Origin of the sequence: Mycobacterium sp. SMC-15, from assembly GCF_045310925.1 — a bacterium.
GTDB lineage: Bacteria > Actinomycetota > Actinomycetes > Mycobacteriales > Mycobacteriaceae > Mycobacterium.
Window position 1 is genome coordinate 21185 of the sequence record NZ_JBJIAJ010000004.1, and the last position, 22333, is coordinate 43517.

25 protein-coding genes are annotated in these 22333 nt (G+C 68.0%); 13 read left to right on the forward strand and 12 right to left on the reverse strand.

Annotated elements, in window-relative coordinates:
• Positions 1-8: 8 nt before the first annotated feature.
• Genes ACJH71_RS06955 through ACJH71_RS06970 form a run of 4 tightly spaced genes read right to left on the reverse strand, consistent with a single transcriptional unit; the run spans position 9 to position 3591 of the window.
• Positions 9-1226, reverse strand: a complete 1218-nt coding sequence (locus tag ACJH71_RS06955) for a M50 family metallopeptidase (RefSeq protein WP_406757299.1) — start codon at positions 1224-1226, stop codon at positions 9-11.
• Entirely contained in the window at positions 1223-2398 is a 1176-nt protein-coding gene (dxr, locus tag ACJH71_RS06960; RefSeq protein ID WP_406757300.1) for a 1-deoxy-D-xylulose-5-phosphate reductoisomerase, read from the reverse strand. Before dxr ends, ACJH71_RS06955 begins: the two co-directional genes overlap by 4 nt.
• A gap of 4 nt (positions 2399-2402) precedes the next feature.
• Positions 2403-2798 (reverse strand): VOC family protein, encoded by a 396-nt coding sequence (locus ACJH71_RS06965; protein WP_406757301.1) that lies wholly within the window; start codon positions 2796-2798, stop codon positions 2403-2405.
• Positions 2752-3591: a helix-turn-helix domain-containing protein gene (locus tag ACJH71_RS06970; protein WP_406757612.1), complete on the reverse strand. Its 840-nt coding sequence runs from the start codon at positions 3589-3591 to the stop codon at positions 2752-2754. The genes ACJH71_RS06965 and ACJH71_RS06970 overlap by 47 nt, the downstream gene beginning before the upstream one ends.
• Before the next feature lie 211 nt (positions 3592-3802).
• Between ACJH71_RS06970 and ACJH71_RS06975 the strand changes: the two genes are divergently transcribed.
• The 4 genes from ACJH71_RS06975 to ACJH71_RS06990 all read left to right on the forward strand — a co-directional run bounded on the left by ACJH71_RS06975 (position 3803) and on the right by ACJH71_RS06990 (position 6084).
• Entirely contained in the window at positions 3803-4879 is a 1077-nt protein-coding gene (locus ACJH71_RS06975; protein WP_406757302.1) for an oxygenase MpaB family protein, read from the forward strand.
• Positions 4876-5112: a hypothetical protein gene (locus ACJH71_RS06980; RefSeq protein ID WP_406757303.1), complete on the forward strand. Its 237-nt coding sequence runs from the start codon at positions 4876-4878 to the stop codon at positions 5110-5112. Before ACJH71_RS06975 ends, ACJH71_RS06980 begins: the two co-directional genes overlap by 4 nt.
• Positions 5113-5116: 4 nt before the next feature.
• A complete protein-coding gene (locus tag ACJH71_RS06985) occupies positions 5117-5731 on the forward strand; it encodes a TetR/AcrR family transcriptional regulator (protein WP_406757304.1) in 615 nt (204 codons plus the stop codon).
• A gap of 98 nt (positions 5732-5829) precedes the next feature.
• The gene (locus ACJH71_RS06990) at positions 5830-6084 is read left to right on the forward strand and encodes a DUF2631 domain-containing protein (protein ID WP_406757305.1); all 255 of its coding nucleotides are present in this window, start codon (positions 5830-5832) and stop codon (positions 6082-6084) included.
• Between the two features lie 91 nt (positions 6085-6175).
• Here ACJH71_RS06990 and rlmN read toward each other — a convergent pair whose 3' ends face one another.
• From rlmN to pyrH, 4 genes are read right to left on the reverse strand one after another with little or no spacing between them, the layout of a single operon-like run.
• Complete coding sequence (gene rlmN / locus ACJH71_RS06995) at positions 6176-7285, reverse strand: 23S rRNA (adenine(2503)-C(2))-methyltransferase RlmN (RefSeq protein WP_406757306.1); 1110 nt, start codon at positions 7283-7285, stop codon at positions 6176-6178.
• A gap of 24 nt (positions 7286-7309) precedes the next feature.
• Complete coding sequence (locus ACJH71_RS07000) at positions 7310-8176, reverse strand: phosphatidate cytidylyltransferase (RefSeq protein WP_406757307.1); 867 nt, start codon at positions 8174-8176, stop codon at positions 7310-7312.
• Positions 8177-8198: 22 nt separating this feature from the next.
• On the reverse strand, positions 8199-8756 hold the full coding sequence (gene frr, locus ACJH71_RS07005) for a ribosome recycling factor (protein ID WP_406757308.1): 558 nt from the start codon (positions 8754-8756) through the stop codon (positions 8199-8201).
• Between the two features lie 59 nt (positions 8757-8815).
• A complete protein-coding gene (gene pyrH / locus ACJH71_RS07010) occupies positions 8816-9565 on the reverse strand; it encodes a UMP kinase (RefSeq protein WP_406757309.1) in 750 nt (249 codons plus the stop codon).
• 165 nt (positions 9566-9730) lie between these two features.
• Between pyrH and ACJH71_RS07015 the strand changes: the two genes are divergently transcribed.
• Genes ACJH71_RS07015 through ACJH71_RS07050 form a run of 8 tightly spaced genes read left to right on the forward strand, consistent with a single transcriptional unit; the run spans position 9731 to position 17515 of the window.
• Positions 9731-10072: an ArsR/SmtB family transcription factor gene (locus ACJH71_RS07015; protein WP_406757310.1), complete on the forward strand. Its 342-nt coding sequence runs from the start codon at positions 9731-9733 to the stop codon at positions 10070-10072.
• On the forward strand, positions 10069-10548 hold the full coding sequence (locus tag ACJH71_RS07020) for an NADH-quinone oxidoreductase subunit B family protein (protein WP_406757311.1): 480 nt from the start codon (positions 10069-10071) through the stop codon (positions 10546-10548). Before ACJH71_RS07015 ends, ACJH71_RS07020 begins: the two co-directional genes overlap by 4 nt.
• Entirely contained in the window at positions 10545-12500 is a 1956-nt protein-coding gene (locus ACJH71_RS07025) for a proton-conducting transporter membrane subunit (protein WP_406757312.1), read from the forward strand. The genes ACJH71_RS07020 and ACJH71_RS07025 overlap by 4 nt, the downstream gene beginning before the upstream one ends.
• Positions 12501-12505: 5 nt before the next feature.
• A complete protein-coding gene (locus tag ACJH71_RS07030) occupies positions 12506-13459 on the forward strand; it encodes a respiratory chain complex I subunit 1 family protein (protein ID WP_406757613.1) in 954 nt (317 codons plus the stop codon).
• Complete coding sequence (locus tag ACJH71_RS07035) at positions 13456-14112, forward strand: hypothetical protein (RefSeq protein WP_406757313.1); 657 nt, start codon at positions 13456-13458, stop codon at positions 14110-14112. Before ACJH71_RS07030 ends, ACJH71_RS07035 begins: the two co-directional genes overlap by 4 nt.
• The gene (locus ACJH71_RS07040) at positions 14112-15578 is read left to right on the forward strand and encodes a proton-conducting transporter membrane subunit (protein WP_406757314.1); all 1467 of its coding nucleotides are present in this window, start codon (positions 14112-14114) and stop codon (positions 15576-15578) included. Before ACJH71_RS07035 ends, ACJH71_RS07040 begins: the two co-directional genes overlap by 1 nt.
• Entirely contained in the window at positions 15578-17056 is a 1479-nt protein-coding gene (locus tag ACJH71_RS07045) for an NADH-quinone oxidoreductase subunit C (protein ID WP_406757315.1), read from the forward strand. The genes ACJH71_RS07040 and ACJH71_RS07045 overlap by 1 nt, the downstream gene beginning before the upstream one ends.
• Positions 17057-17095: 39 nt before the next feature.
• Positions 17096-17515 carry a MarR family winged helix-turn-helix transcriptional regulator gene (locus ACJH71_RS07050; RefSeq protein ID WP_406757316.1) on the forward strand — a complete coding sequence of 140 codons (420 nt, stop codon included), beginning with the start codon at positions 17096-17098 and terminating at the stop codon, positions 17513-17515.
• A gap of 25 nt (positions 17516-17540) precedes the next feature.
• On the opposite strand, the gene ACJH71_RS07055 is transcribed toward ACJH71_RS07050, so the two are convergent.
• The 3 genes from ACJH71_RS07055 to rpsB all read right to left on the reverse strand — a co-directional run bounded on the left by ACJH71_RS07055 (position 17541) and on the right by rpsB (position 20734).
• Positions 17541-18962 (reverse strand): amidase, encoded by a 1422-nt coding sequence (locus tag ACJH71_RS07055; protein WP_406757317.1) that lies wholly within the window; start codon positions 18960-18962, stop codon positions 17541-17543.
• A gap of 104 nt (positions 18963-19066) precedes the next feature.
• Positions 19067-19882 (reverse strand): translation elongation factor Ts, encoded by an 816-nt coding sequence (gene tsf, locus ACJH71_RS07060; protein WP_406757318.1) that lies wholly within the window; start codon positions 19880-19882, stop codon positions 19067-19069.
• Positions 19883-19897: 15 nt separating this feature from the next.
• On the reverse strand, positions 19898-20734 hold the full coding sequence (gene rpsB, locus ACJH71_RS07065; RefSeq protein WP_406757319.1) for a 30S ribosomal protein S2: 837 nt from the start codon (positions 20732-20734) through the stop codon (positions 19898-19900).
• A gap of 235 nt (positions 20735-20969) precedes the next feature.
• Between rpsB and ACJH71_RS07070 the strand changes: the two genes are divergently transcribed.
• Entirely contained in the window at positions 20970-21509 is a 540-nt protein-coding gene (locus ACJH71_RS07070; RefSeq protein WP_406757320.1) for a M23 family metallopeptidase, read from the forward strand.
• Here ACJH71_RS07070 and ACJH71_RS07075 read toward each other — a convergent pair.
• Positions 21463-22332 carry an alpha/beta fold hydrolase gene (locus ACJH71_RS07075; protein ID WP_406757321.1) on the reverse strand — a complete coding sequence of 290 codons (870 nt, stop codon included), beginning with the start codon at positions 22330-22332 and terminating at the stop codon, positions 21463-21465. The genes ACJH71_RS07070 and ACJH71_RS07075 overlap by 47 nt on opposite strands.
• Position 22333 lies beyond the last annotated feature (1 nt).

Below are 22333 nucleotides of genomic sequence, written 5' to 3' on the forward strand. Positions count from 1 at the left end.
GGCTCCTATCAAAACAGCCTGATCGGATTGACCAAGTCGGCGGTCACGGTGAGCAGCATGTAGCCGACCACCACCACCAAGACTACGTAAGTGGCCGGCATCAGCTTGAGGTAGTTCACCGGTGCGGCCGCGACCTTTCCACGGGCCGACCTGAGCAGGTTGCGGAGCTTTTCGAACAGCGCGATCGCGATGTGCCCGCCGTCGAATGGCAGCAGCGGCACCAAGTTCAGCACGCCCAGGATGAAGTTCAGCTGGGCCAGGAAGAACCAGAACGCCACCCACAGCCCGTGATCGACGGTGTCGCCGCCGATGATCGAGGCGCCCACCACGCTGATCGGGGTTTCGGGGTCGCGCTGCCCGTGCGGGTTGCCGATGGCGTGCACCAGCGCGCCGACCTTGGAAGGAATGTTGGCCAGCGACTTGCCCAGCAGCACCGACAGGTCGCCGCTGAAGGCGAAGGTGGCCGGCACCGCGGTGACCGGGTTGTACTGGGTCGGCCCGAACTGGGCGGCACCCACCCCGATCGCGCCGACGGTGCTGGGGACGGCCTCGCGGTCCGCGCCGTCGGCGATCCAGCGCTGAGTGGGCGTCACGTCGACGTACTTGGTGAGCGTGGAGCCGTCACGTTCGACAACGATCGGCGTCGTGCCGTGCTGCTTGCGCACCGCGGCGGCCATCTCCTCGAAGGTCGACACCGGGGTGTCACCGACCTTGACCACCACGTCACCGGACTCGATGCCGGCCAGCGCCGCCGGGCCGGGACCCGAGCAGGTGCCCAGTTCACCCTTGACGACTTCGGGTGCCACACAGGCGGTTTCGCCGATGACGGCGGTGGTGGGTGCGTGCAGGTTGGGCAGGCCCCAGATCACGGCGATCGAGTAGACCAGCACCAGGCCGATGACGAAGTTCATGGCGGGGCCGGCGGCCAGCACGGCCACCCGCTTCCATGTCTTCTGCTTGTACATGGCGCGGTCGACCTCGTCGGGCTCCAATTCCTCCACCGCGGTCATGCCCGCGATGTCGCAGAAGCCACCGGCCGGGATCGCCTTGAGGCCGTATTCGGTCTCGCCGCGCTTCGTCGACCACAACGTGGTGCCGAAGCCGACGAAGTAGCGGCGCACCTTCATGCCGGTGGCGCGCGCCACCCACATGTGACCGCATTCATGCAGCGCCACTGAAACCAGGATGGCCAGCGCGAACAGCGCGATGCCTACCGCGAACATCATCGGGTGCTGCCGACCTTTCTCGTAGCTATCGCCTCGACGGCGCGAGCCGCTCGCTGCTTGGCCCAGCGCTGCGCATCGAGTACCTCATCCACGGTAGCGGGTTGCGCGGCCCACTGGTCAGCGGCGCCCAGCACCTCGGCGATGGTGGCCACGATCGCCGGGAAACCGATCCGGCCCGCCAGGAAGGCTTCGGCCGCCTCTTCATTGGCCGCGTTGTAGACCGCGGTCATGCAGCCACCGGCCTCACCGGCATGGCGAGCCAGCTGCACCGCCGGGAATACGGCGTCGTCGAGCGGTTCAAACTCCCAGGTGGAGGCGGTGGAGAAGTCGCACGCCGCCGCCGCACCGGGCACCCGCGCCGGCCAGCCCAGAGCCAGCGCGATCGGTAGGCGCATGTCCGGCGGGCTGGCCTGGGCGATGGTCGATCCGTCGGTGAAAGTGACCATGGAATGCACGATCGACTGCGGGTGAACGACCACGTCGATGCGCTCGTAGGGAACACCGAACAGCAGGTGGGTCTCGATGAGCTCGAGGCCCTTGTTCACCAGCGACGCCGAGTTCAGGGTGTTCATCGGGCCCATCGACCAGGTCGGATGCGCCCCAGCCTGCTCGGGTGTGACGTGTTCCAGCTCGGCGGCGCCCAAGCCCCGGAACGGCCCACCCGAAGCGGTGAGCACCAACCTGGCGACCTCGTCAGGCGTGCCGCCCCGAAGGCATTGCGCCAGCGCGGAGTGCTCAGAGTCCACCGGCACGATCTGGCCCGGTTCGGCGGCCGCCAGCACCAGCGGGCCGCCGGCGATCAGCGATTCCTTGTTGGCCAGGGCCAGCCGCGCCCCGGTTTCCAGCGCGGCCAGCGTGGGCCGCAGCCCGAGCGCGCCGACCAAGGCGTTGAGTACCACGTCGGCCTCGGTGTCGTACACCAAGCGGGTGACGGCGTCGGGTCCGCGGTAGGGGGCATCGAGCGCCTCACCGACCTGCGTGTCGGCGACGGCGATGTTGGCGACCCCGGTCTCGGCGCGCTGGTCGGCCAGCAGCTGCGGGTTACCGCCGCCGGCGGCCAGCCCGACGATCTCGAAACGGTCCGGGTTCGCCGCGACGACCTGCAACGCCTGGGTTCCGATCGAGCCGGTAGAGCCCAACAGCAGAACTTTGATCCGGCGGCCCGTGGTCACCCACCTATTGTGCTCCCGCGTAGTTGCCGAAGCTCCACAGGTTGCCTTCCGGGTCACGGACGGTGAACTCACGAGCGCCGTAGTCGGTGTCGCTCAACGGTCGGATCACCTCGGCCTGGCGATCCAGGACCCGCTGGTAGAGGCCGTCGGGGTCGCTGGTGACGACGTAGCCACCCGCGGTGCCGGGCTCGCGACACCAGTCGTTGCCGGGTTTGTGACTGCCGAGCATGATGCCGCCGACACCCTCGGGCCAGCGCAGTTCGGCATGGGCGATGGTGTCGCCGTCATCGCCGTGGCGGGCTGTGACGACGAAACCGAAGGTGTCGACGTAGTAGTCGAGGAGTTTGCGCGCGTCATGCGCTTGCAGGGTCAACCACACGGTCGGATTCTGATGCGTCATGACTCCACTCTGATCGCGGGGCATGGCCGCCGTCTTGAATGTTTTGGAACTCCTCGGCCAGCCAGGCGCCCGGCGAGGTTCCGGCGTACCGAACGAATTCACGAGTCAGATGAGCCTGATCGGCATATCCGGCAGCGTTCGCGACACTCGCCAGGTCGACACGGCGATGCCGGCGAGCTTCCTCGGCCATTCGGGCGGTCGCGTACTCGAAACGCATGAGCATGGCCACGGCTTTCGGCGTGCGGCCGACCTCGCGGCGAAACAGCGTGCTCAGATGCCGCTGGCTCAGTCCGACCTGCTCGGCGATGTACGCAACCGGCGTCCTCCCCCGGCTGCGCTGCAGCAACTGCCAGGCCCGGGCCACCTCAGCGCGCACGGTGCCGTGGCGTCGACGCTGCTGGGCCACCAGATAACCGGACAGCAGCGCAAACGCGTCCGGCCAACACCGCACGGAGGCAAGCTGCTCATGTAGCCGCACCGCACCCCGGCCCAATATCGGCGCGGCGCCGAACTCGGTCACGCTTAGCTCGGCGGCCGGCACGCCGAACAGCGCACGCGACGCCAGGGGGTGCACCGCCAACTGAACGCCCGCCTGGCCCCGGGTTTGCTGCACCCGAGCGGCTTGCTCGTGCAGGCCGCCCAGCAGCACCGGAGCAGGTCGCGCGGACGGGAGAGCCTCGAGCGTTTCGGCCGCACGCACGCCCTCGTCGAGGCTGACGATGAAGGTCAAGGTCGACGACGGCATCCCCCGGTGCACGCCGTCGGGCACGTCCAGCGCGCGGTAGCCCACCATCGAACTCACGCCCGGCGCGGTGTGCGGCGGTGCAGCGGCGAAATCCCAGAACTGTGGCGCTTCGTCGGCGTCAGCGGCCATGTGCCCACGGTATCCCCGCAATCCGACCCTTGACCGCCGATCACTGGCCGATGCAGAATCCTACACAGCGTAGGAAAATGAACGAACCAGAAAAATGGAACGAACCAGAAAATGGCGAAAGGCAGACGAAATGAGCACTCTGCGCACGTGGCTGTCCCTGCCCGACGCCGAGCCCGCCGAGGATTACGGCTTCTTCGGCCCCGACTCGGCGACCTGGAAGGTCTGGAGCTACCCGACCTCGCTGTCGATCGGCTTCCAGCGCGCCGTGGTGATCGAAGAACTCGACCCCGCACTGGTCGCCTCCGTCGATGCCACCCAGGCGATCTATGAGCGGCCACGGACCCGCTATGACCGCACCCTGCGCTACTTCGCGATGGTGGCCTTCGGCGAGAGCCGCACCACCGCCGAGGCAGCCGACATGCTGGTCCGGATCCACTCCAAGGCCATCGGCGTCGATCCGGTCACCGGCGCACACTACGACGCCAACGACCCGGCCTCCCAGATGTGGATCCACCTCACGGCCTGGCACTCGATCCTGTACGCCTACGAAAAGTACGGACCCGGACCGCTTTCAGCGGATGAAGAGGCGTCGTACTGGGCCGACTGCGCCAAGGCGGCCGAACTGCAGACGCTCGACCCGGCCGACGTCCCGCGCACCCGCGACGGCATCGCAGCCTACTTCGACCAGATGCGCCCGCAGCTGATCAACTCCGACATCGCCCGGCGCGCGATGGCCCACCTGCTGCACGCCGAGGTGATCCTGCCGCAGTCGCTGCCCAAGCTGCTGTGGCCGGGCGCGCTGCTCGTCACCGCGTTCCTGCGCCGCGGAACCCTGGCAACCATGCCCCGCTGGATGCGCGAGCTCGGCGGTGTGGGCACCTCTCGGGTGCTCGACGCACTGATCGTGCCGCCGCTCAGCGCCGCGTTCACCCTGCTGAGCTTGAGCCCCCGCGTACAGCTGATGCTGCTGCGGCTGATCTCGCCGATGACGCTTCCGATCGGCACCCGGGTACTGCGGGCGATCCGGCCGGTGAACCCGGTCACCACGACTCCGCGGGAAGCCCAGGGACGCTACGGCTATGCCGTCCCAGCGCAGGCCCATCTGGAATTCCGGGCCAGGCAGTCGAATCGGGTCTTCGGCGAAGGCCTGGCGCCCAGCGACGAGGGACTCATCGAGTCCCAGCCGATCCTGGGCAGCATCCGATGAACCTCGGGGGCCTGCAACGCCTGCTGGACCGCGAACTCAGCATCCGCCAGCTGTGCTATCTAGGCGCCATGGGCTCGGTGCTGCTGGGCGCCTACCTGGTGATCGGACTGTTCTGGGCCGGCAGCCACTACCAGCACCTCCACGAGGTGCGCGGACTGGACAAGGTGTTCTCCGTTCTCGGGGAGATCGTGGCCTGGCCGGTGCTGATCATCGCCGATATCCAATTACGCTGAACCGGTGCCGGAACACGCCGCGAACCGGTCCCGCGCCGAGCATCTCGGCCCGCAGCGACGTCGGCCACAGGTGCTCGACGCCGCCCTGCAGATCGCTGCCGAGCACGGCATCGCCGGGGTGACGATGGCGGCGATCGCGGAGCGCATCGGAGTCACCCGACCGGTGGTGTACGCCTGCTACGACGGCCGGGGCAAGGTTCTGGCCGCGCTGCTCGACCGGGAGACCGAGCTGATGCTGACCAGCCTGCTCGGGGCCCTGCCGCCGCGGCGGACCAGCAGCGTCGAGGACCGGTTCGTCGCGGGCTTTTGCGCGTTCCTGTCCGCCGTGCGGGAACGGCCGGCGTCATGGCGGATCATCTTCACCGCCGATCAGGATCCGGTCCTGGCGGCCGCCGTGGTCTCGGGCCGAGCCCGCCTCACCGAGCGGGTCGGCACGGTGATGCGGCCACTGCTGGAGCGCCGAGCCCCGTCCGCCCAAACCCTGGCGGCACTTACCGAGGTGTTCCTGGCGATCTGCGAAGCCGCCGCGCGGATGCTGCTCGACAGTGACCAGCAGTGGACGCCGGAGAGCCTGGCCGCGATCGTCGGCCCGGCCGCCTACCGAACGTTCGAGATCTAAGCGATCGGAGGCGCGGCGCAGCGGGTCGCCGCCGTGCGATGGGCCGACTCGCCGTATGCCAGAATGATGCGAACTTGCTGCGAACCTAAGGAGTCGAAGTGGCCGGTACCGAGGTGGAGCGCCACACCGGGGTTGACCCTGTCGAGGTGCCGTCTGCGGCGTGGGGTTGGAGCGCGATCAACTACCGCACCTGGCACATCGTCGGCTTCGGTATCGTCGGTTTCCTGCTGCTCATGCTGCGCGGCAACCACATCGGCCACGTCGAGGACTACTTCCTGCTGGGATTCGCCGCGCTGACGCTGTTCGTCGTGGTGCGCGACATCGTCGGCCGCAACCGCGGCTGGCTGCGCTAGCAGCCGTATCGGCCGTCGCCGATTCCCCGAGACTGCATTCACGCAGTTAGATCGGCGATTTTCCCGGCGTCAGTGCAATCTCGCCGGGTGATCACTGGTTTTCGGCCGCCAGCTGGCCGCACGCCGCCGCAATCTCGCGCCCGCGGGTATCGCGGACCGTGCATTCCACCCCTTGGGCCCGCACCCGCCGGACGAACTCGCGTTCCACCGGCTTGGGGCTGGCGTCCCATTTGCTTCCCGGGGTGGGGTTGAGCGGAATCAGATTGACGTGCACCAATGGTCCCAGCGCCTTGTGCAGCTTGCGGCCCAACAGATCTGCCCGCCACGGCTGGTCATTGACATCGCGGATCAACGCGTATTCCACGGACACCCGTCGGCCGGTGACGTCCGCGTAGTAGCGGGCGGCATCGAGGGTTTCGGAAACCTTCCACCGGTTGTTCACCGGAACAAGCGTGTCGCGCAGCTCGTCATCGGGAGTGTGCAGCGACAGCGCCAGCGTCACCCCGAGCCGCTCGTCGGCGAGCTTGCGGATCGCCGGGGCCAGTCCCACCGTCGACACCGTCACCGATCGCGCCGAGATTCCGAACCCGTGTGGCGGTGGCTCGGTGATGCGCCGCACCGCGGCCACCACGCGGGCATAGTTGGCCAGCGGCTCCCCCATGCCCATGAAGACGATGTTGGACAGTCGAGCCCCCGAAGATGGAGCACCGCCGCGGTCTCGTAGCGTCACTGACGCCGCCCGGACCTGCTCGAGGATCTCGGCGGTCGAGAGGTTGCGGGTGAGGCCGGCCTGGCCGGTCGCACAGAACGGGCACGCCATGCCGCAGCCGGCCTGTGAGGAGATGCACACGGTGTTGCGGCGCGGGTAGCGCATCAACACCGACTCGAACTTGGTCTGGTCGTGTGCACGCCACAACGTCTTACGTGTCTCGCCGGCGTCGCATTCGATCTCGCTGGCGGCGGTCAGCAGGGTGGGGAACAGTGCGTCGGCCACTGCGGAGCGCACCGCGGCGGGCAGGTCGGTCATCTGCTGCGGGTCCGCGATCAGCCGGCCGTAGTACTGGTTCACCAGCTGTTTGGCCCGAAATGCCGGCAGCCCCAGCTCGGCGACCGCGGCCACCACTCCGTCGGTGTCGAGGTCTGCCAGATGCCGCGGCGGCAGGGCCCGCCGCGGTGCGGTGAACACCAGCTGTTGCTTCATGATCGGTTCCAGTATGCCGGTGACTCAGGGCAGAACGGTCAGCACGATCCAGGTCACCACGGCCGATGGCAGCAGCGCGTCCAGCCGGTCCATGATCCCGCCGTGGCCGGGCAGCAGCCGGCCCATGTCCTTGATGCCCAGATCGCGCTTGACCTGGGACTCGATCAAGTCGCCGAAGACACCGGTGATCACCAGCAGCAGACCCAGCGGCAGTCCTACCCACCACGGCCGGTCGAGGAACACCGTCACCGCGAACACCGCCGCGGCGACGCCGAGCACCAGGGATCCCGCGAGACCCTCCCAGGACTTCTTCGGGCTGATCGCCGGCGCCATCGGGTGCTTGCCAAACAGCACACCGACGGCGTACCCGCCGATGTCGGAGAACACCACCGGGAACAGCAGGCACAGCACCCGGCCCGGGCCATCGTCGCGGAAGACCAGCAGGGCCGCGAAGCTCATGCACAGCGGCACCCAGACCGCGATCAGGATCGTCGCCGACATGTCCCGCAGGTAGTTGACCGGGGCGTGGTTCAGCCCTTGGCCCACCAGCCGCCACATCATGGCGATCACCACCGTGGCACCGAACGCGCCCAGCACACCCCTGGCCCCGAACGGCAGCGACAGCCACAGCATCGCCTGGCCGCCCAGGGCCAGCGGGATGAACGGCACGTCGTAGCCGACTTCACGCAGCCGCCGGACGATCTCATGGGTGGCAACCGGAGCGGCTACCGCCAGAATCAGCACCCAGAAACGGGGGGCGAACAGCAGGGTGTAGACCAGCGTTCCGCTCAGCAGGGCGCCTACGGCGATGGCGGCGGGAAGGTTGCGTCCAGCTCGCGACTGTTTCGGCTGTGAGTCCGCGGCGTCTACGCCGGTGTCTTGGTCTGCCACGAGGGTGCCTACTGGACGGCCGCTAGACCTCCAGCAGCTCGCCTTCTTTGTGCTTGACCAGCTCGTCGATCTGGGTCACATACTGCTGGGTGGACTTGTCCAGGTCCTTCTCCGCCCGACCGACCTCATCCTCGCCGGCATCGCCGTCCTTGCGGATGCGGTGCAGCTCCTCCATCGCCTTGCGGCGGATGTTGCGCACCGAGACCTTGGCGTCCTCCCCCTTGGCTTTGGCCTGCTTGACCAGCTCCTTGCGCCGTTCCTCGGTCAGCTGCGGTACCGACACCCGAATCAGCGAACCGTCGTTGCTGGGGTTCAGGCCGAGGTCGGAGTTGCGAATCGCGGTCTCGATGGCACCCAGCGACGATGCTTCGTAGGGCTTGATCACCACGAGCCGCGCCTCGGGCACGTTGATGCTGCACAGCTGGGTGATCGGAGTGATCGACCCGTAGTAGTCGATGACGATCCGCGAGAACATGCCCGGGTTGGCCCGACCGGTGCGGATAGTCGAGAGGTCGTCGCGGGCCACCGACACGGCCTTCTCCATTTTCTCTTCGGCATCGAAGAGAGCCTCGTCGATCATCTGCCCCGCTCCTCGTTATCGCTTCGCTGTAGCGCCGGTGGTCGCCTGCACCGCGCCCGTCAGCTGGTGACCAGTGTTCCGATCTTCTCACCCGCGACCGCCCGCGCGATATTTCCGTCGGTCAACAGGTTGAACACCAGGATCGGCATGCCATTGTCCATGCACAGACTGAACGCGGTGGCATCGGCCACCTTCAGCCCCCGATCGATGACCTGGCGATGGGTGATCGAGGTGAGCAGTTCGGCATTCGGGTCGACGCGAGGATCCGCGGTGAAGATGCCGTCGACGGCCTTGGCCATCAGCACCACCTGAGCGCCGATCTCCAGCGCGCGCTGAGCCGCGGTGGTGTCGGTGGAGAAATACGGCAGCCCCATGCCGGCACCGAAGATCACCACCCGGCCCTTCTCCAGATGCCGCTGTGCCCGCAGCGGGATGTAGGGCTCGGCGACCTGACCCATGGTGATCGCGGTCTGCACCCGGGTGTCGATGCCTTCCTTTTCCAGGAAGTCCTGCAGGGCAAGGCTGTTCATCACGGTGCCGAGCATGCCCATGTAGTCCGAGCGCATCCGTTCCATGCCGCGCTGCTGCAACTGTGCGCCGCGGAAGAAGTTGCCGCCGCCGATCACCACCGCCACTTGCACGCCGTCGCGGACCACTTCGGCGATTTGGCGGGCGACCTGGGCGACCACATCGGGATCAAGCCCGACCTGCCCGCCGCCGAACATCTCCCCACCGAGTTTCAGCAACACCCGGGAGTAGGGGGGACGGCCGGCCGGCCGGTCTCCGTCGGTACTCGTCGGCTCCGTCATCAGGCTCCTCCGGGCTGTGCGCATATGACAGCGCCATCGCGGGAATCGTCCGCGACGGCATTGTCATCCTGCCCTACCGGAACGGTCAAACAGAGCCCGGGGTGGCGACACCGCTCTCGACCGTCACAACATATGAAAATATTTTCAATTGATGCGTTCGCTGCTATGGTCTGCGCTGTGCCGAACTCGCTCCATCAGGTGAAAGCGGAGTTCTTCAAGACTCTCGGGCACCCCGCCCGGATCCGCGTCCTGGAACTGCTTGCCGAACGTGACCACACCGTCAGCGAGCTGCTCCCCGAGATCGGGCTCGAGGCATCGAATCTGTCCCAACAACTGGGTGTCCTGCGCCGCGCGGGCGTGGTGACGGCGACCAAGGACGGCAACGCAGTGGTGTACTCCATCGCCTCGCCGCTGATCACCGAACTGCTCGTCGTGGCCCGCAAGGCGCTGACCGGATTGCTCAACGAACAAGTGGCCCTCCTCGATGACCTGCGGGCCGGGCAATGAGTTGGCTCACCAGAATCCGTGCGCTGGGCCGTGTCACCGAACCGGCAGGTGCCCGCCCCCCGGCCGCCACCGACCCGCCGGGAGGCGTCGCGGGGTCCCTGCAGATCCGCCATGTCGACGCCGGATCGTGCAACGGTTGTGAGATCGAGATCGCCGGGGCTTTCGGCCCGGTGTACGACGCCGAGAGATTCGGCGCCCGGCTCGTCGCCTCGCCGCGTCATGCCGATGCCCTGTTGGTCACCGGGGTGGTCACCCGCAATATGGCCGAGCCGCTGCGCAACACCCTGGAGGCCACCCCGCAGCCGCGCAAAGTCATCGCGTGCGGGGACTGCGCCCTCAACCGCGGGCTGTTCGCGCAGTCGTACGCCACCGTGGGGGCGGTCGGCGAGGTGGTCGAAGTCGATGTCGAGATTCCCGGCTGTCCGCCGACGCCCGAACAGATCCTCGCCGCGCTGAGGTCGGTGACCGGCCGGTGAGCACGCTGGCGGTTTCCTCCCCCGACACCTCGCATCACCCGACACTTGCGGCGGCCCTCAGCGGTGCCGCCACGGCCGGGATCGGTGCGGCCGGGGTCGGTCTCGGCCTGGCCGGCGTGTTCGGCAGCGTGCCCGCGGTCCGCATCGACTGGCTGGTCCCGCTACTGGGTGTGCAGCTGCGTATCGATGCGCTCGGCGGATTCTTCATGGTGCTGACCGGCGCGGTGGCCGTGGCCGCCGGCCTGTACTGGATCGGCTATGCGCGCCACGAGCGCTACGGCGCCGTCCCGCTGCTGACGCTGCCGCTGTTCGTCGCCACCCTGCTGACAGTCCCGGCGGCCGGCTCGGTGACGACGTTCCTGCTCGCCTGGGAGCTGATGGCGCTGAGCTCGTTGGTGTTGGTGCTCACCGACCAACAGCGCAGCGAGGTGCGTTCGGCCGCGCTGATCTACGCGGTCATGACCCAGCTCGGTTTCGTGTCGCTGCTGTTGGGAATGGTGGTGCTGGCAGCCCACTCCGGCGACGACTTCGGCGGTAGCGGCGCGTTGCCCGATCCCGTGCGCAACACCGTATTCGTGTTGACCCTGATCGGTTTCGGATCCAAAGCCGGACTGCTCCCACTGCACGCGTGGCTGCCGCGGGCGCACCCGGAGGCCCCCAGCCCGGTCTCGGCGTTGCTCAGCGCCGCCATGGTCAATCTCGGCATCTACGGCATCGTTCGCGTCGACCTGCAGCTGCTCGGTCCCGGCCCGCGGTGGTGGGGTCTGACGCTGCTGATCGCCGGTGGCGCATCGGCGCTGTACGGGGTGTTGCAGGCGTCGGTGGCAACGGACCTCAAACGGCTGCTCGCATATTCGACGACGGAGAACATCGGGCTGATCACCCTGGCCCTGGGGGCGGCGACGTTGTTGTCGGGCGCGGGTTCGCGCGACGCGGCAGCCGTTGCCGCCGTCGCGGCGCTGCTGCACCTGCTCGCCCACAGTGCGTTCAAGAGCCTCGGCTTCCTGGGCGCCGGGTCGGTGCTGGCCGCCACCGGCCTGCGCGACCTGGATCGACTCGGCGGCCTGGCCCGCCGAATGCCGGGCACCACAGCACTGTTCGGGGTGGCCGCGCTCGGCGCCGCCGGCCTACCGCTGGGAGCGGGCTTCGTCAGTGAATGGTTGCTGATCCAGTCGCTGATGCATGCCCGAGCCGACCATGACGTCACGATCACCCTGGTGACACCGCTGGCGGTGGGTGCGATCGCACTGACCGCCGGATTGGGTGTGGCCGCCATGGTCAAGGCGTTCGGAATCGGGTTCCTGGCCCGCCCGCGCTCGGATGCCGCCGCAGCGGCCCGGGAAGCGCCCACCACGATGCTCGCCGGCATGACGCTGGCCGCACTCGCCTGTGTGGTGCTGGCCGTCGCGCCGGGCACCGTGGGCCCGCTGTTGCATCGGGTGCTCGACACGCTGCCGATCTCCGGGGCAGCGCCGGCTCTCGGCACTTACCTACGCATTCCCGGGCTGGATGCGTCCATGTCGCCCGGGCTGCTGGCCGCCGTCCTGGCCGCCGCCACCGTCGTGGTGCTGATCGGTTCTCGCTGGCGCGCCCGTGCGCGCCCCAGCACCGCCACGGTGCCGTTGTGGGCCTGCGGCGCAGACGATCTGAGCCCGCGCATGCAGTACACCGCGACGTCGTTCGCCCAACCGCTGCAGCAGGTCTTCGACGACGTGTTGCACACCGACACCGCCGTCGAGGTGACCCGCCAAGCGCCGTCGAGCTACTACGTGGAGCGGATCGCCTACCGGGCTCGGGTGGCCGATGTCGTCGAAGACCGCTGGTATGCCCCGTTGCTGCGGGCCGTGGCCGCCGCCGCACAGTTGGTGCGCCGCGCCCACACCGGCAGCGTGCACCTCTACCTGGCCTACGGCGCGGTGGGTGTGCTGATCGCCATGCTGGTGGCGCGATGAACGTCATGGCTTACCTGGCGGGTTTCGTGCAGGTCGCCGGTGTCATCGCGGGCGCCCCCCTGGTCATCGGTCTGATGCGCCAAGTGCGGGCCCGCGCCGAGGGCCGCGCCGGTGCCGGGATCTGGCAACCCTGGCGTGACATGCGCAAACTGCTGGGCAAGCAGAACCTCAAACCACGCGGCACCACCTGGGTGTTCGCCGCTGCGCCGGTTGCGCTGGCCGCCACCACCCTGGTCATCGTCGCCGCCGCGCCACTGGTGGCGACCGGCTCGCCGTTGGACCCGATCGCCGACCTGATCACCGTTGTGGGCCTGCTTTTCCTGGGCACCGTGGCTCTGACACTGGCCGGCATCGACACCGCAACCGCCTTCGGCGGAATGGGCGCCAGCCGCGAGATCACCATCGCGGCCCTGGTGGAACCGACCATCCTGGTGGCGGTGTTCGCGTGCTCGATCCCGGCGAACTCGGCCAATCTGGGGGCCATCGTCGGCAACACCAGCCAGCACCCCGGTCAGGTGATCTCACTGGCGAGCGCGTTGGCTTTCGTCGCGCTGGTCATCGTGATCGTCGCCGAGACCGGCCGGCTGCCGGTGGACAACCCGTCCACCCACCTGGAGCTGACGATGGTGCACGAGGCCATGGTGCTCGAATACGCCGGACCCAAGCTGGCGCTGGTCGAATGGGCCAGCGGCATGCGGCTGACGGTGCTGCTGGCGCTGCTGGCGAATCTGTTCTTTCCGTGGGGCATCGCGGGTGCAAACCCCGGTGCGCTCGAACTGATTGTCGGTGCCGGCGCGATCGCGCTCAAGGTGGCCGTGCTGGCCGCGATCATGGCAGCCGTGGAGGTCTTCCTCGCCAAGCTGCGGCTGTTTCGGGTGCCCGAACTACTCGCCGGGTCCTTCGTACTGGCATTGCTCGCCGTGACGGCGGCGAACTTCTTCTCGGGGGCAGGCGGATGACCTACGTCAACATGCTGGACCTGGCTGCCGGTGGCGTGCTGCTGGCCGCGGTACTGGCGGTCTGGCATCGCGACCTGTCGGTGGTGGTGCGCCGGTTGCTCGTCGCCCAAGGTGTCGCGCTGGCCGCCATCCCGGTGATTCGCGGTGTGCACGACCATGATCCAGCCCTGCTCCTGGTGGGCCTCGGTGTGCTGGCGGTACGTGCGGTGCTGCTGCCGTGGCTGCTACACCGGGCATTGGGCGCCGAACGCCAGGAACGCCGCGAGTCCGCTCCCCTGGTCAGCACCACCGCTTCGCTGCTGATGGTCACCGCACTGGTGGTCGCGGCGTTCACCATCGCCCAACCGGTGGTCGCACTGGCACCCAGTACCTCGACCAACGCCGCCCCGGCGGCCATCGCGACGGTGCTGATCGCGCTGTTCATCATGGCGACCCGCCGCCACGCCATCTCACAGGCCGTCGGGCTGCTGATGCTGGACAACGGGATCGCTGCGACCGCGTTCCTGCTGACCGCCGGCGTCCCGCTGATCGTCGAACTCGGCGCCTCGCTGGATGTGCTGTTCGTCTTGATCGTGCTCGGAGTGTTGACCGGACAGCTGCGCAACGCCTTTGGCGGGGTGGACCTGGACCTGTTGCGGGAGCTGCACGACTGATGACGCTTCTGATCCTGCTACCCCTGCTGGCACCGGTGCTGGCCGCACTGTGTTCGGTGGTACTCGGCTGGCGGCGGCTCAGCGCCGCCGTCACGGTGTTGTCGGCCCTGACGATCCTCGGATGCGGTGTCGCCCTCGGTTTTCAGGTCGGCGATCAGGCGCATCTGGTTCTGAACGGCCTGCTGCGTGCCGATGCACTGTCGGTGACCATGCTGATCGTCATCGGTGTCGTCGGCAGTCTGGCCAGCTGGGCGAGCATCGGTTACATCGGTGCCGAACTGGCTCGTGGGCACACCGATGATCGCGGCGCGCGGTTGTACGGCATCCTGACTCCGGCGTTCCTGGCGGCGATGGCTCTTGCGGTGTCGGCCAACAACATCGGCGTGGTGTGGATCGCGGTGGAGGCCACCACGATCGTCACCGCGTTCCTGGTCGGGCACCACCGCAGCCGCGCCGCCCTGGAGGCCACCTGGAAATACGTCATGGTGTGCTCGGTGGGCATCACCATCGCCTTCCTGGGCACCGTGCTGCTGCATTTCGCCACGCTGCATGCCGGAGCCGTCGGCGAAGATGCGCTGGACCTGGACGTGCTGGCCGCCCATGCCGCTGGGCTCGACCCGGCGGTGACCCGGTTGGCGGGCGCACTGCTGCTGATCGGCTATGGGGCCAAGATGGGCCTGGCGCCGTTTCACACCTGGCTCGCGGATGCGCACAGCCAGGCCCCGGCACCGGTTTCGGCGTTGATGAGCGGGGTGCTGCTCTCCGTCGCGTTCTCGGTACTGATCCGGGTCAAACCGATCATCGATGCCGCAGTGGGCCCGGATTTCCTGCGGACCGCACTGTTGGCCGCCGGTTTGGTGACCTTGCTGATCGCAGCGTTGCTGCTCACCATCACGACCGATCTCAAGCGGATGCTGGCCTATTCGTCGATGGAGACGATGGGTTTGATGGCGGTCGCGGCGGCGGCCGGCACTCAACTGGCGATCACGGCACTGCTGCTGCACGTCCTGGCTCACGGCATCGGCAAGACCGTGCTGTTCCTGGCCGGCGGGCAGTTGCAGGCCGCCCACGGTACGACGGCGATCGGCGAGATCACCGCGGTGTTCGGCAGATCCCGGTTGATCGGCGGTGCGTTCGCGGTCGGGATGGTGGTCCTGCTCGGATTGCCGCCGTTCGCGATGTTCGCCAGCGAGGTGGCGATCGCGATCTCGCTGGCCGACGCCCGGCTGGCGTGGGCGCTGGGCGTGGCACTGCTGGCACTGCTGGTGGCATTCGCCGCATTGCTGCGCAACTCCGGCAGGATGCTGCTGGGCACCCCGGGCGCCGACAGTCCGTCGATCCCGGTGCCGGTGACGGTCGCTGGCGCGCTGGTTGCCGGGGTGCTGGCCTCGCTCGCCCTGGGTGTGACCGCGGGCCCGCTTTCCGAACTGTTCAGCACTGCCGCAAGCCAACTCGGAGTCCGCTGATGAGCCCCATCACCCGCGCCCAGCCGGTCACCGACAGCCAACTCGTCGGCGCGGCAACCGCCCTGTTAGCCGACGGGTTCCGGCTTGCCCTGGTAGCCGCCCACGACGACGGGGCCACCCTGCGGGTGGTGTACCTATTCGTCGCCGGGCGCCCGGATCGCCGCACTGAACTGATCCTGACCGTTCCGACGGACAACCCGGAGATACCGTCACTGGCCCGGATGTCGTTTCAGGCCGGCCGATTCGAGCGCGAGATGCTCGATCTGTATGGGATCACCCCGATCGGACATCCGCAGCCGCGCCGCCTGGTACGGCATGCGCATTGGCCAAACGATTGGCACCCGATGCGCAACGATGCCGGGCCACCTGGAGACTTCGTTGCGGCGGACCACTTTCCCTTCCTGACGGTGGACGGCGCGGGGGTGTACGAGATCCCGGTCGGTCCGGTGCACGCCGGTCTGATCGAGCCGGGCCACTTCCGGTTCTCGGTCGTCGGCGAATCGGTGTTGCGTCTCAAGGCACGATTGTGGTTCGTGCATCGCGGAATCGAGCGGCTCTTTCAAGGCCGGGCCGCCGCCGGGGCGGTCGATCTGGCCGAACGGATCAGCGGTGACACCTCCGCCGGCCACGCGCTCGCACACAGCCTGGCGGTCGAAGACGCCCTCGGTGTCGAGCTGCCCGATTCGGTGCACCGGCTGCGGGCATTGCTCGTCGAGCTCGAGCGCCTCTACAACCACGTCGCCGACCTGGGCGCCCTGGCCAACGATGTGGGTTTCGGCCTGGCCAATGCACATACCCAGCGAGTCCGTGAACTTGCGCTGCGCATCAACGCGCAGGTGACCGGACACCGGTTGTTGCGCGGAGCGATCAGTCCCGGGGGTGTTGCGCTGCAAGCACTCCCCGACCCTGAGCGGCTGCAGGATCTGGCTGATGACGTCGCCGAGATCGCCGAGCTGACGTTGGGCAACTCGGTCATTTACGACCGGTTCGCCGGTACCTCGGTATTGCACCGCGAGGACGCCGTGGCGATGGGCACCCTGGGCTATGTGGCTCGGGCCAGCGGGATTGTCACCGACGCCCGCCTCGACCATCCGACCACCGATCTTCCGGTCACCGAGGTGACGGCAAGCGCCGGCGACGTCCTCGCCCGCTATACCGTTCGCCGCGACGAGTTCGCGGCGTCGGTAGCGCTGTGCCGCAACCTGATCGACAACCACGACGGGCCGATCGATGTCCGAGCGCAACTTCCGGCGCCGACCGGTCCTCGCAGCGGGGTCGGCATCGTTGAGGGCTGGCGCGGCAGCATCGTGCACCGGGTCGAGATCGGGGCCGACGGCGTCATCGGCCGCGCGAAGATCGTGGACCCGTCCTGGTTCAACTGGCCGGCGCTGCCGGTGTCGATGACCGACACCATCGTCCCGGACTTCCCGCTGACCAATAAGAGCTTCAATCTGTCCTACGCGGGAAACGATCTATAGCGGCTCAGCGCAGAGACCTTGTATGTCAGGATATTTGATATGGAAGACGTGGACGGTGCCCCGCTGGGATATCTGCTGTACCGGGTCAGCTCGGCGCTGCGCCCGCAGGTGACCGCGGTACTCGGACCGCTGGGGCTGGCCTTACCCGAATTCGTCTGCATGCGGGTGTTGTCGCTGCGCCCCGGGCTGTCCAGCGCCGAACTGGCGCGCCACACCGGCGTCACCCCGCAGGCCATGAACACCGTGCTGCACCGATTGGAGAACCGCGGCGCGGTGAGCCGCCCGGAATCGGTGCCGTCCGGGCGGGCACTGCCGGCGAACTTGACCGACGCCGGCCGGGATCTGCTGAAGCAGGCCGAGGATGCGGTGCGCATCGCCGACGGTCGCGTGCTGGCTGCGCTGAGCGCGGCCGAGCAGCATCGGTTGCGGCAGATGTTGGAGCGAATCGGCGCGGAGTGACGGCTGGGTTGATGGCGGCGACCCGCTAGGCCCGGGCGGCGATCGTGGGCCAGGGCTTCGCGGCCTCCAGTTCGTAGGCCAACTCCAGCAGCCGGGCGTCCTGCCCGAGGGGGGCGCTGAACATCATGCCCACCGGCAAGCCGGCCGCGGACTCGGCCAGCGGCAGCGAGATCGCCGGTTCGCCGGTGGCGTTCTGCAGCGGAGTGAACGCCACCCAGTCCATCAGCCGGTCGATGACCTGCTCATAGCTGGCCGTGGGGTCCAGATGGCCCACCCGAGGCGTCTCGTGGGCCAGCGTCGGCGTGAGCACGACGTCGTAGTCGCCGTACATCTTCGAGGTGTGCCGCCGGCGCACGGACGCCAACCGGGCGACCGCCAGCGGCAGCCGGTAGAGGTGGCGGCTGGCGTGGCGATCCAGGCCCAGGGTCAGGTTGTCCAGCCGGCTGCGGTCGAAAGTGGGACCGAACATCCGTCGTCCGCCCCGAACCAACGCGGTCGCCAAAAACGCCCAGTAGAGCAGGAAGTCGTCGGCGAAGTGCGCCGGTACCGGTGGACGATCGAGATACTCGACGCGGTGACCCAGTTCCTCGAGCAGGGCCGCGGTCTTCAAGGTCAGCTCACGCATCTCCGCAGACGTCTCGCGGGCGATCGACTGGGTGATCACCGCGACCCGCAGGCGCTGAGCACCCGGTGCCCGGATGTCGCCGATCGGCGCCAGCTTGGTGTTGCGCGAGATCCGTTCCGCCTCTGCGTAAAAGGCGACGGTGTCGCGCACCGAACGGGTCACCACTCCGTTGAAAACGATCCGTACCGGCATGGCACGCAGGTCCTTGTCCAGCGGCAGGCGACCTCGCGACGGCTTGAGGCCGACCAGTCCGTTGCAGGCCGCGGGGATGCGGATGGACCCGCCGCCGTCGTTGGCGTGCGCGATCGGCACCACCCCGGCAGCGACGAACGCCGCCGACCCCGACGACGACGCGGCAGCGGTGTAGTCGGTGTTCCACGGGTTGCGGACCGCGCCGATCCGCGGATGCTCGGCCGAAGCGCTGAAGCCGAATTCGCTCAACTGGGTCTTGCCCAGCGCGATCAGCCCGGTGCTGCGGTACAGCTTGGCGAAGTCGCCATCGACGGCGGCCGGGTGGGGCTGCCAGGCGTCGGTGCCCTGCATGGTCGGCATCCCGGCGACATCGACGTTGTCCTTGATAAACGTCGGGACTCCGTGGAAGAACCCCGAGTGGCCGCCACTGCCCTGCCGGGCGGTCGCCCGGGCGCGGTCGAAGGCCCGGTAGGCCAGGGCGTTCAGCTGCGGGTTGACCGCTTCGGTGCGCGCGATCGCGGCGTCGATCAGCTCGGCGGCCGACACCTCGCCCGATCGGAGTCGTTCGACCAGGCCAACCGTGTCGGAGTCACCGAGCGCATCGTCGCCGAAGGCGTGCACATGTTGCATGCCGGTGACCTTATCCGACGAAGGCGCCGGGCCAGTGACGCCCAAACGAAATCACCGCCAGGCCCGATCAACGGGCGCTGGCGGTGAATTTCGTACGAAAGTGACTAGCCCTGTCCGACCTCGAACCGCACGAAACGGGTCACGGTCACGCCGGCCTCGTCGAGCAGCGCCTTGACGCTCTTCTTCGAGTCGGACACCGACGACTGGTCGAGCAGCACGACGTCCTTGAAGAAGCCGGTGACCCGGCCTTCGACGATCTTGGGCAGGGCAGCCTCGGGCTTGCCCTCCTCCTTGGCCGTCTCTTCGGCGATGCGACGCTCGTTGGCCACCAGCTCGGCGGGAACGTCGTCGCGGCTCAGGTACTTGGCCTTGAGTGCGGCGATCTGCAGCGCCACGGCGTGAGCCGCCTCGGTGTTGTCGCCGCTGTACTCGACCAACACACCGACGGCCGGCGGCAGGTCGGAGGCCCGCTTGTGCAGGTAGGTCTCCACGGTGCCGTCGAAGTAGGCGACGCGACGCAGTTCGAGCTTCTCGCCGATCTTGGCCGACAACGCCTCGATGGCCTCACCGACGGTGCGGTCACCGATCTTGGCGCTCTTGAGCTCCTCGACATCGGAGGTCTTGGCCGCCGCGGCGGCGGTGACGACCTCGTCGGCGAGAGCCTTGAACTCGTCGTTCTTGGCGACGAAGTCTGTCTCGGAGTTCAGCTCGATCAGGGCGCCGCCCTTGGCCGCGACCAGACCTTCGGCGGTGGCACGCTCGGCGCGCTTGCCGACATCCTTGGCGCCCTTGATGCGCAGCACCTCGACGGCCTTGTCGAAGTCGCCGTCACTCTCCGCCAGCGCATTCTTGCAGTCCATCATGCCTGAGCCGGTGAGTTCCCGAAGCCGCTTAACGTCGGCAGCGGTGTAGTTCCCCACTGTTGTGTGCCTTTCCTACGATGCGTCGGTGGTGGTTTCGGCGCCGGCAGCCGCGGCGTCCGCGTCGGGCGCCGCGGTGGTGGCGCCCGCCAGCAGTTCCTGCTCCCACTCGGCCAGCGGCTCAACCGTTTCGGCCGCAGCCTTGCCCTCGCCGTTGCCCTGACCTGCCCGGGCCTGCAGCCCCTCGGCCACCGCGGAGGCGATGACCTTGGTCAGCAGAGCCGCCGAGCGGATGGCGTCGTCGTTGCCCGGGATCGGGTAGTTCACCTGGTCGGGGTCGCAGTTGGTGTCGAGGATCGCGATGACCGGGATGCCCAGCTTGATGGCCTCCGCGACCGCGAGGTGCTCCTTGTTGGTGTCGACGACCCAGACGGCCGACGGCACCTTGTTCATGTCGCGGATACCGCCGAGGCTGCGCTCCAGCTTGTTCTTCTCGCGGGTCAGCATCAAGATTTCCTTCTTGGTGCGACCTTCGAAGCCACCGGTCTGCTCCATGGCCTCGAGTTCCTTGAGGCGCTGCAGGCGCTTGTGCACGGTGGAGAAGTTGGTGAGCATGCCGCCCAGCCAGCGCTGGTTGACGTACGGCATCCCGACCCGGGTGGCCTCGGCCGCGACCGATTCCTGAGCCTGCTTCTTGGTGCCGACGAACATGATGGTGCCGCCGTGCGCGACGGTCTCCTTGACGAACTCGTACGCCTGGTCGATGAACGTCAGCGTCTGCTGCAAGTCGATGATGTAGATGCCGTTGCGGTCGGTGAAGATGAACCGCTTCATCTTGGGATTCCAACGACGGGTCTGATGCCCGAAGTGGGCGCCGCTGTCCAGCAGCTGTTTCATGGTTACGACAGCCATGAGTCCATGGTTCCTTTTTTGTCGGTTGTCGCCCGGCGTCGGGTGAGGCCGGGCCCTGGTGCCTGCTGAGATGTCGGACCCCTGTCGGGGACCACCCGGCATCTGCGTTGTGGCGCAGGCACGCGAAGTCAGCCCGCATAAGCGAACTGCGCAAATGAGTTTACACCGTCCGAGCAGGTGCTTTGTCCACAGCGGTGACTGGCCCGATTCGGGGCTACCGAGGTGAACTGGGCACATGCGATGCGTGCCATTGTTGCTGGTCGGGGGACTTTTGCTGGCGGCCCCGGCACACGGCGACACGGTTCGGCTGGATTGGCCGCTGCAGCCGCGCCCGGCGGTGGTGCGGCGATTCGACGCCCCGCGCCCGGATTGGCAGCGCGGCCACCGGGGGGTGGACCTGTCCGGGGAACCGGGCCAGCCGGTGTACGCCGCCGGCGCGGGAACGGTGGTGTTCGCCGGGCGTTCCGGTGGACAGCCGGTGGTCTCACTGGCCCATCCCGGCGGGTTACGCACCAGCTATCAGCCGGTGTCCGCGGCGGTCCGGGTCGGTCAGCTGGTGGCCGCCGGATCGATGATCGGCACTTTGGAGTCCGGCCACCCAGGCTGCGCCGCGTGCCTGCACTGGGGCGCGATGTGGGGGCCGGCGTCACGGGCCGACTACGTCGATCCGTTGGGATTGTTGGTCTCGACGCCGATCCGGCTCAAACCGGTATCTGGTGTGAGCGCGACTACCGCGGCGGCAGTCGACGCAGGAAATCCATCATGGCGGCGATGACGACGTCAGGCTGGTCCCGTTGGACCCAATGGCCTGCGCCGGCAACGACTTTCAGCTCGGCGTGCGGGATCAGTTCGGCGGCCGCTCGCGCGCGCGCCACGGGCACGCCGGCATCCCGGTCGCCGTGAATGATCAGCGTCGGACACGGGAACGACGCCAGCTGCGCCGTGTAGTCGGTTTTCAGCCGGTTCCACAACATCTCGTCGCGCTGCCATTGCTCGAACGCGACAAACCCGGGTTGGCGTGCGGCGGAGATGATCTCCGCGATCAGTTCGGGGCTACGTTGGGCTGGATCACGGATCAGCGATTTCAGACTCCAGGTCAGCGCGGCGCGATTGGTCGCCATCCAGCGGGTGGCGAGATCCAGTGCACCGGTGCGCTGCATCGCCCACGCCAGCATGTGCCGGCCGCCGGCCAGCCGCGGCATCAGCCCGTAACTGTCCAACAGTAGTGCCGCGGTAACCCGTTCGGGGCGGTCCAAAACGTGCCCGATCGTCAGGGCCCCGCCCAGCGACAGCCCACCGACGGCGTAGTGATCCAGTTCGAGCGCGTCGACGAACTCCCCCACGTAGGCGACCAGCCGCTGCTGGGTCACCCGCCACGTGGGCAGCGGGCTCTTACCGCAGCCGGGATGATCAGGAGCGATGACCCGGAAGCCGCCGGCTGCCAAGCGTGGCCCGACCTCTCCCCAGGACAGCTCGGCGCTGTCCGTGCCGCCCCCATGCAGCAGCACCACGGTCCCGGCCGCGCAGAAATCGGGATCGTCGGGACGAAAGTCAAGGTAGGAGACCAGCCCCGACGGCAGTTCGACAGTTGACCGCACC